We start from the raw sequence: 9,640 nt of genomic DNA on the forward strand, positions 1-9,640 counted from the left end.
TCATTTACACAAGATTCTTGACGCTACCTGTAAATTCCCATTTTTTTAGTTAATAAACTTGTTCCAAATTGTTTTGAGTTACTGATAAAACCTACAATTGCTACGATAACAACCAATACTAGGGCCCAGCCAAGGAGTCTGATAATCATAATAAAGTCCCCATCCTTATAATTTCAAATTTTGTTTCTTTATTAAAATCGAATCATTCGTAATAATATGATGACATCTCTAATAAATATAATACTACTTTTAGTGATATCGTAAGAATTTATCAAAGTACTGTATATTTTTGAGACATTTATTATTTACAAAAATAAGGAAATTTATGAGTTTTACTATCATTCTCATAGATTTCCTTATTGTATTTAACACTTGTTATTTCATTCCTGTTTGACTTTTGCCACTAACTGAACCATCAGTCAAATTAACAATAAAATTGGCTCCTGAAGCACCAGAGACGCCAGAAGAGTAGGTTAACTCAACAACATTTTTACCATCGACAATTGATTCTCGATAACCATTTGGTTGACCTAGGTTAGCCATAATGACGGCTTCTGATTGACCATTTTGAACAGAACTGTATTCGTCCATTCCTAGTGTTTTGGAACGTTTGACTTTGATACCTGTAATGGCCTTATTGATAGCATGACCGCTAGCAAAGGTAACCTTTAAATTTGATCCTAATTGACCATTTTGAATTTTATTCCAAGTATCTAGTTCAGTTTTTGAATCCTGGCTAGTAGTCGTAGAAGTAGCAGATGGTTTACCTAATAGCCTTTCGACGGTTGCACTGGGAGTCCCACTGTTTTGATCTAAAAAGATTCCCTTATATTGGGCTAAAGTTACTCCAGTTTTGGTAGTAGCTTTTTTCTTAGTTTTAGGTTTTTTCTTGGTGGTTTGTTTTTCAGTTTGAGTGAAAGGACCAGTTGTGGTCATCTGCATCCCTAAGATGCCACCGCCAGCTAAGAGTAAGATAATAATGATAGTCCAGAACCACCATCTTTTATAGAAATGTTTCTTTAGTGTTTTGTGCGAACGTCTGTATTCAGCTCTAGTAGGTAAATTGCCGTTATACATGATAAAGCCTCCCCGTATGTGACAGCGCTTTTAACTCCTATTTTATCAGTAACTTATTGAAAGAAACACTATAACGATAAAAAAACATAAAACTAATTTTAGTTTTATGTTTTAAAAGTTATTTTTGATTTTTTTTGACTCGTTGTTGTTTTTTATATTGTAAACCAACTGATACTAAATTTTCTTGTCCCTTTAACAGTCGCTTAATATTAGGGATATGACGTACATAGATAATAACTGTTACAATAGCCGCTACTGTAGTTAAAATCCAATCGTGCATGAATAAAGTAGCAATGGTAAAGAAAAGAATCGTTGTTAAGCTGGCAACGCTGACCATGCTAGTCGTATAGACAATAATTGCTAGAAAGATAAAACAAATTACAAATAGTAGGGGACTGTATGCTAGTAAGATTCCAGCACTGGTAGCGACGGCTTTGCCACCTCTAAATTTCAAGAAAATAGAGAAGCAATGCCCGATAACAGCACAGATACCAATAAACAAGATCCAGTGTCGATCTAATCCAAAGAAAACTGGCATCAAGGCACCTAGGGTACCTTTGAGAATGTCGACTACTAAAACGACAGTTCCGGCAAATTTACCAAAGACACGATAAGCATTGGTTGTTCCAACGTTGCCACTACCGTAATCAAAAATATTTTTGTGAAAGAATACTTTACCGACGATATATGCGGTTGGAAATGAGCCTATTAAATAGGCTAAAATTGCACAAATGAGAAGTTTCATTAAAAAATCACTCTCTTAGCTTTATTTTTTTGGTATATTGTAACTCTATGGTGTTTTTAAAAGAATTATAAATACCAACCTAGACATTATCCACTATTTTACCTAAAATTAAAAGATTTCTCTTGAATACGAACACATATTCGTATATCGTGAATAGTGTTATAATACTAGAATATTGATTTAGCAGTAAATGAAAAAGGAATGATATAAATGCCAAAATCATCTTATGATGATTCGTCAATTCAAATCCTAGAAGGATTAGAAGCTGTACGAAAAAGACCCGGTATGTACATTGGTTCCACAGATTCACGTGGATTACATCACTTGGTTTATGAAATAGTTGATAACGCGGTCGACGAAGCTTTATCTGGTTTCGGTAAGGAAATCAACGTTACGATTAACAAAGATAGCAGTATTACAGTTGTTGATCATGGACGAGGAATGCCTACTGGGATGCATGCTTCAGGCAAGCCAACTATTGAAGTTATTCTAACAGTACTGCACGCCGGAGGTAAGTTCTCTGAGAACAGTTATAAGACCTCGGGTGGTTTACATGGTGTTGGTTCTTCAGTTGTGAATGCTTTGTCTGAATGGATGACAGTAAGAGTTGTTCGTGATCATAAAGTTTATGAGGAACGTTTTGAAAATGGTGGTCATCCGGTTGGAACTTTGAAAAAAACAGGATCTACTAAAGAGAGCAACGGGACAACAATTAGTTTTAAGCCTGATGCTTCAATTTTTCAAACAACTAAATTTAACTACGACACTTTGGCAGAAAGATTAAGAGAATCAGCTTTCTTGCTCAAAGGTGTTAAGTTTACTATCACGGATAAACGTGGTGAAGAAGAGAAACAAGATATTTTCCATTATGAAGACGGAATCCAATCATTTGTTAAGTACTTGAATGAAGATAAGGATACTTTAGGTGGCATTTTTTATATTGAAGGCACTAATTCCGACATTGAAATTGAATTTTCCGGTCAGTATAACGATGGTTATTCAGAAAACATTATTTCCTTCGTTAATAATGTCCGTACCGCTGATGGTGGGACGCATGAAGCCGGAATGAAGTCTGGTTTAACCAAAGCTTTCAATGATTATGCCAGAAAAGTTGGCCTCTTGAAGGAAAGCAGCAAGAACCTAGAAGGTAGTGATGTCCGTGAAGGACTCTCAGCTATCATTTCTGTAAGAATACCTGAAGAGATTCTTCAATTTGAAGGTCAAACTAAAGGAAAACTGGGAACGCCTCAAGCGCGTTCAGCAGTGGATCAATTAGTTTATGAACAGATGAGTTTTTATTTGATGGAAAACGGCGAACAGGCTCAAATGTTGGTCAAGAAAGCCCTCAAGGCTCGAGAAGCTCGAGATGCAGCTCGTAAGGCCCGTGAAAGTACTCGAAGTGGCAAGAAGGGTAAAAAGACTGACGGTTTGTTGTCTGGTAAGTTAACTCCTGCTCAATCAAAGAACTCTGATCGAAATGAACTATTCTTAGTCGAAGGTGATTCAGCCGGGGGTTCGGCTAAACAAGGTCGAGATCGTAAGTTTCAGGCAATTTTGCCATTGCGTGGTAAAGTTTTGAATACTCAAAAGGCTAAGCTAGAAGATATTTATAAAAACGAAGAAATCAATACCATGATTTATACAATTGGTGCTGGCGTTGGAGCTGACTTTAAATTAGAAAATCGTAATTATGACAAAGTTATTATTATGACCGATGCCGATGATGATGGTTCTCATATTCAAATTCTTTTATTAACTTTCTTCTACCGTTATATGCGACCATTGGTTGAGTCAGGTCACGTTTATATTGCTCTGTCCCCACTTTACAAATTGCAAAAGGGTAAGGGCGCCAAGACTCAAATTAAATATGCATGGACTCCTGATGAATTGCAGGAAGATATCAAGCAAATGGGCAAGGGTTATGATCTTCAGAGATTTAAAGGTTTAGGTGAAATGAATGCCGACCAATTGTGGAAGACAACTATGGACCCAGAGAACCGAATCCTTATTCGAGTTAATATTGATGATGCTGCTTTGGCAGAACGTCGAGTTACTACTTTGATGGGAGATAAGGTTAAACCACGTCGTGATTGGATTGAAGAAAATGTTCGCTTCAATGGTACTGAAGAAGGGGACAATATTTTGGAAAAAGTCGATGATGAGACTGATCCAATCGACAGTAAAATCGTTGACGATTTATTGAATAAGGAATAGGTGATAAATAGTGACTGAAAATTCTCCTAAAATTCAAGATATCTCGCTCGAAAAAATCATGGGAGATCGATTTGCGAGATATTCAAAATCAATTATTCAAGAAAGAGCTTTACCAGACATTCGTGACGGTTTGAAGCCAGTTCAACGAAGAATTTTATATTCAATGTTTTTGGATGGAAATACTTTTGATAAGGGCTTTAGAAAGTCTGCCAAGGGTGTTGGTAATGTCATGGGTAATTTTCATCCCCATGGTGATTCTTCAATTTATGAGGCGATGGTTCGTTTATCTCAAGATTGGAAATTACGTGCTCCTCTAATTGAAATGCATGGTAATAATGGTTCTATGGATGGTGATCCACCCGCTGCTATGCGTTATACAGAAGCTCGCTTAAGTAAAANAGAAGCTCGCTTAAGTAAAATTTCTGGTGAAATGCTTCGTGATATCAATAAAGATACGGTTGACGAAGAATGGAACTTTGATGATACGGAAAAAGAGCCTAAAGTTTTGCCAGCTCGTTTTCCTAATCTATTAGTCAATGGTGCTACTGGTATTTCTGCCGGTTATGCAACTGAAATTCCGCCTCATAATTTAGGTGAGGTAATTGATGCTACAGTTAAAATGATTGACAATCCAGATATTACACTTGAAGAATTAATGAAGATTGTTAAGGGACCGGATTTTCCTACCGGTGGTATCTTACAAGGCAAGGCTGGAATTAAAGATGCTTATCGTACTGGTCGTGGCCGAGTTTATCTAAGAGCTAAGACAGCGATTCAAGAGATTCGGGGACACAAATCACAGATAGTTATTACAGAGATACCTTACGAAGTTAATAAGGCTCAATTAGTTAAAAAGATGGATGAAATTCGAGTTCTTAAAAAGGTTGATGGAATTGCTGAAGTTCGTGATGAGAGTGACCGTCAAGGTTTATCAATCGTAATTGAGCTGAAACGTGATGTTGACGCCAATGGGATTCTTAATTATATGTTTAAGAATACTGATTTACAGATTTCTTATAACTTTAATATGGTTGCCATTGCTGACATGCGTCCTCAGCAGGTCGGTTTGGTTCAAATACTGAAGGAATATATTGAACATCAAAAAGAAGTCGTCTTACGTCGAAGTCAATTTGATTTGACGAAAGCTAAGAAACGTTTACATATTGTTGAGGGTTTGATTAAAGCTTTATCGATTCTTGACAAGGTTATTAAAACTATTCGTGGCAGCAAGAATAAATCTGATGCTAAGAATAATTTGGTTAAGTCATATCAATTTACTGATGAGCAGGCTGAAGCTATTGTGTCACTGCAACTTTATCGTTTAACTAATACCGATGTTACGGAATTGGAAAAAGAGGATAAAGGTTTACGTGATCAAATTAGTTCTTTGAACAAAATTATTGATGACCATACGACTTTAATGAATTTGATTAAGAAAGAGATCTTAGAGGTTCGCGATACTTATGCTGATAAACGTCGTACCAAGATTGAAGCTAAAGTTGAAGAAATTGAAGTCGATACTCGGGTAATGGTGGCTAGTGAAGATGTTCGTCTTCTAGTTAGTCACGATGGTTATGTTAAACGCAGTAGTTTACGTTCATATCAAGCATCCAGCGATAGTGATAATGGTCTAAAAGATGAGGATTATCCTATTGTTGACGAAAACGTCAATACTTTGGATCATTTATTCATCTTTACTGATAAGGGGAATTTAATTTATCGTCAAATTTTTGAGATTGAAGATAGTCGCTGGAAAGAAACTGGCTCTCACTTGTCTCAAGAGGTTGGTTTAGGAAATGATGAATCAATCTTAAAAGCTTTTGTCTTTAAAGATTTAAAAGAAACTGGTAATTTCTTGGCTGCAACAACTGAAAATTATATTAAACAAGTAGCTTTCAGTGATTTATTGCCAGGAAGAACTTATAAGTCTAGAGCTTCCAAGTATTGTAAGCTGAAATCCGCCGATGCTCGTGTAATGGATATTTATTATGTAGCTAAAGATGCCAAAAATTTAGTTTATGTCTTTACGAAACATTCTTATGCTTCGGCCTTTCCAATTGAAGAAGTTCCTGTAGTGAGCGGTAAGGCTATGGGAGTTAAATTCGTCAGTCTTAAAGACGATGATAAATTGGCAGGCTACTTCCTAGCAAGCGATGAAAATGACAAAATTGCTTTGTTGACGCAACGTGGTTCATATAAACAAATGAAACTATCTGAGATTCCTGTAACAAGTCGTGCACGTCGTGGAGTATTGACTTTACGTGAGTTAAAACGTCAACCACATCGTGTTCTCTTAGTAACGAATGTTTCGAATGAAATGGCCTTATCAATTGTTACTGATACTAATAAGGAAATTGAAATTGATCGTTCTAATCATCAAAGTACCGATCGTTATTCGAATGGTTCATTTATTTTAGATCCAGAGACAGATGGGACTCCTGTAAGATTTGTGAAAAAAATTGAGGAAAAATAGGGATATCAGAAGCAAAGATTTGCTTTATATAGTATTATTACCTTATTGATTATATTAATTTTTACTTTCATAAATATTTAGGAGGATTCTTTATTGCTGGACGAAAAATCGAGAAGAGTCTTTAGTTCAAAAGCTTTGAATTATTTTGACGAGCTGACTAAAAATATGAGTTACACTAAAACAGCTCAGTTATTAGGAATAACTCAACCGGCTTTGACTCAACAGATTAAAAAAATTGAACATGTTGTAGGAGCACCTTTGTTCTACAGCGTCGGAAAGAAGATTTATTTGACTGATGCAGGAACATCTTTGCTCAAAGCAACGCATAAGATGTTCGATTTGATCAATAATGTAACTGACCAGATACAACAAGAATCTTCTGAAAAAAGTGGAACTATTAGTATTGGCTTATTATCAACAGCTGAATCGGCTGTTATTGAGGACTTTATTGTTGAATATAATCGCATTAATCCCAATGTTGTAATTGACTTGAATCTTTTGACTCGAAAAGAACTTTGGGACAATATTCAGAATAATAAGATTGATATTGCAATCATGTATTTGCCTGACAAAAATATTAAAAGTTGGCGCATTTATAAGTCTAAAAAGATTATTAGTGACAATATCATGTTGATTCATAACAATGAGAAGTTTAGCAAGCGTCAATCCGTTTCTTATAAGGATGCAATTACTAAGCCTTGGGTTACTTATTTGAAGACTTATTATTTCTCTGAATTAGTTAAAGAACGTTTCAGGGATGCCTTGGTCGATGCTCCAACAGTTGTGGCTAGATTCTCATCGCCATCGCAATTGTTAAAATTTGCTCAAGAATCCGAAGACGTTTATACGGTTTTACCGTTGAGTTTTTGCATCGCACATCAATCGAAATTTAAACTTTATCAAACACCACTTGAACCAGCTATATCAAGTGATTTATCATTTATATATCGGGAAGATAAGGAAAAAATTCCACGGATTCAAGAATTCTTGAATGAATGGGAAAATTTCTTAGATAAAATGAGTTATATTGATCGTCTTAAATCTTCTAGATAAATTTTATAAAGGGGTATAGTACACATGCCAAAGGAAAAAGAATTAGTTTTTGGACACAGAAATCCTGATACAGATGCTGTTTCAGCAGCTGTTGCTTATTCATACTTACAAAATCAATTAGGTTTTAACACTGAGGCCGTTGCCTTAGGTGAACCAAATGAAGAAACAAAATTTGTATACGATCATTTTGATGTAAAATATCCACGTATTATTTCAGCCATTAATGGTGAAGTTAAGAAAGTTATGCTAGTGGATCATAATGAAAGACAACAAAGTGTTTCAGATATTGATACTGTTGAAGTTACACACGTTGTTGATCATCATCGAATTGCTAACTTTGAAACTGAATTACCTTTGTATTATCGTGCAGAACCACTTGGTTGTGTAAGTACAATTGTTTGGAAGATGTATAATGAAAATGATGTTGAGGTTCCAGCTAAGATTGCTGCTATCATGGCTTCATCAATCATTTCTGATACTTTGCTTCTAAAATCACCTACAACAACTGACGAAGACCGTGATGCCTTAAAGAGTCTTGCTAAGACAGCTGATATTGATTATGAAACATATGGTCTTGAAATGTTAAAAGCTGGTACTAATTTAGATAGTAAAACAACTCAAGAACTAATTGATATGGATGCTAAGAGCTTTGACATGAATGGCAATAGTGTACGTGTTGCCCAAGTTAATACTGTTGACGTTAATGATACCTTGAAACGTGAAAGCGACTTTGTTAAGGATATTAAGGCTGAAAATGCTGACAAAGGTTACAACTTATTTGTACTTTTGATTACTAATATTCTTACAAGCGATACAACTGGTGTTATCATCGGTGATGATAATGCGGTTGCTAAGTTTGAAACTGCCTTAGATACTAAGGTTAGCGATAACAAAGCTAGTTTACCTGGTGTTGTATCACGTAAGAAACAAGTTGTTCCTCCATTGACAGCTCAATTTAATTAATAAATTATGAATAATTGAATAAAATAATTGAAAGCGAATACGTTATCTTATTGAAAACGTATTCGCTTTTCTGGTATAATACTGGCATTGTCCAAAAAAAGACCGCTAGGTGATGGCCTTTAAAGTATGACATGTGAGTTTTTATATATAAGGGAGTTTTATTAAATATGAGTGCATTAAATCTATTGATCGGTCTCATGCCGATGATTGGATGGGGTTTTTTCCCAATCATAACTGGTAAATTTGGTGGCAAGCCAGTAAATCAGATATTAGGAACAACTTATGGTACTTTGATTTTTGCTATTATTGTGGCGGTAGTGCGTCAGACGCCATTTCTAACTGGTAAACAATTTCTCTACACGTTCTTGTCAGGTGCCTTTTGGTCACTTGGTCAAATTTTAGTTTTTTATGCCTTTTCAGAGATGGGTGTTTCTAGAACAATGCCTATTTCAACTGGTTTTCAGTTGATTGGAGCTTCTCTTTGGAGCGTAATTGTCTTAGGCGAGTGGGCTTCAGGCAAGTCTAAATTAATTGGTTTTTCAGCTATTGTTTTAATTATTTTCGGTGTTTGGCTAACAACCTATAGCGAAAAAAAATTGCCTAAGTCAGATGGCGGTGTAAATGCGATTAAAGGTGTTGTGCTAGTTGCCTTTGCTGAAATTGGTTATCTTGGTTACTCAGCTTTCCCTCAAGCATTTAAACATTTAGATGGTTTTCAAGCTTTCTTACCCCAAGCCTTAGGTATGGCTGTCGTAGCCACAATATTTGCGGTTGCTACTAAACAAAATCGAACTGAAAAGCCTTTTAAGACAAAGAGTTCTTATACTAATATTATTAGTGGTTTTTTCTTTGCCTTTGCAGCTTTGACATATTTGATTTCAACTAGACCTTCAGTTAATGGTTTAGCAACTGGATTTATCTTGTCACAGATGAATGTTATTATTGCTACACTTGGCGGTATTTATATTTTGCATGAAGGAAAAACTAAAAAGGAAATGGCCTTTATCGTTTCAGGCTTAGTTTTGGTCGTGATTGCTGGAAGTGTAACAACATTATTATAAAAATAAAAAACACGCTGGAAATTAATTGGCTGTTCGTCAAATCAAGTTGATGGC

At 35.5% G+C, this 9,640-nt stretch carries 8 protein-coding genes and 1 pseudogene; 6 read left to right on the plus strand and 3 right to left on the minus strand.

The window, feature by feature from the left end; translation table 11 throughout:
- Window positions 1–23: 23 nt before the first annotated feature.
- The 3 genes from FD26_RS11400 to plsY all read right to left on the minus strand — a co-directional run bounded on the left by FD26_RS11400 (window position 24) and on the right by plsY (window position 1,822).
- Window positions 24–149 carry a hypothetical protein gene (locus FD26_RS11400; protein ID WP_268750918.1) on the minus strand — a complete coding sequence of 42 codons (126 nt, stop codon included), beginning with the start codon at window positions 147–149 and terminating at the stop codon, window positions 24–26.
- A gap of 226 nt (window positions 150–375) precedes the next feature.
- Window positions 376–1,077, minus strand: coding sequence for a DUF3862 domain-containing protein (locus FD26_RS10090; protein WP_057868300.1), 702 nt, complete (start codon window positions 1,075–1,077; stop codon window positions 376–378).
- A gap of 118 nt (window positions 1,078–1,195) precedes the next feature.
- Window positions 1,196–1,822: a glycerol-3-phosphate 1-O-acyltransferase PlsY gene (plsY, locus tag FD26_RS10095; RefSeq protein ID WP_057868301.1), complete on the minus strand. Its 627-nt coding sequence runs from the start codon at window positions 1,820–1,822 to the stop codon at window positions 1,196–1,198.
- A gap of 210 nt (window positions 1,823–2,032) precedes the next feature.
- Between plsY and parE the strand changes: the two genes are divergently transcribed.
- From parE to rbsU, 6 genes and pseudogenes are all read left to right on the plus strand, one after another.
- Window positions 2,033–4,036, plus strand: a complete 2,004-nt coding sequence (gene parE, locus FD26_RS10100; RefSeq protein ID WP_057868302.1) for a DNA topoisomerase IV subunit B — start codon at window positions 2,033–2,035, stop codon at window positions 4,034–4,036.
- A 10-nt stretch (window positions 4,037–4,046) separates the two neighbouring features.
- A partial coding sequence (locus FD26_RS11355; protein ID WP_275472407.1) for a DNA gyrase subunit A occupies window positions 4,047–4,434 on the plus strand: 388 nt, incomplete at its 3' end.
- Window position 4,435: 1 nt separating this feature from the next.
- Window positions 4,436–6,509 (plus strand): annotated as a pseudogene (locus tag FD26_RS10105) (DNA gyrase/topoisomerase IV subunit A); the annotation flags it as partial.
- 93 nt (window positions 6,510–6,602) lie between these two features.
- The gene (locus FD26_RS10110; RefSeq protein WP_082596289.1) at window positions 6,603–7,562 is read left to right on the plus strand and encodes a LysR family transcriptional regulator; all 960 of its coding nucleotides are present in this window, start codon (window positions 6,603–6,605) and stop codon (window positions 7,560–7,562) included.
- A gap of 24 nt (window positions 7,563–7,586) precedes the next feature.
- Window positions 7,587–8,525, plus strand: coding sequence for a manganese-dependent inorganic pyrophosphatase (locus tag FD26_RS10115; protein WP_057868303.1), 939 nt, complete (start codon window positions 7,587–7,589; stop codon window positions 8,523–8,525).
- A gap of 167 nt (window positions 8,526–8,692) precedes the next feature.
- Complete coding sequence (gene rbsU, locus FD26_RS10120) at window positions 8,693–9,586, plus strand: ribose/proton symporter RbsU (protein ID WP_057868304.1); 894 nt, start codon at window positions 8,693–8,695, stop codon at window positions 9,584–9,586.
- Window positions 9,587–9,640 lie beyond the last annotated feature (54 nt).

This window comes from Companilactobacillus crustorum JCM 15951 (assembly GCF_001434585.1).
Classification (GTDB): Bacteria; Bacillota; Bacilli; order Lactobacillales; family Lactobacillaceae; genus Companilactobacillus; species Companilactobacillus crustorum.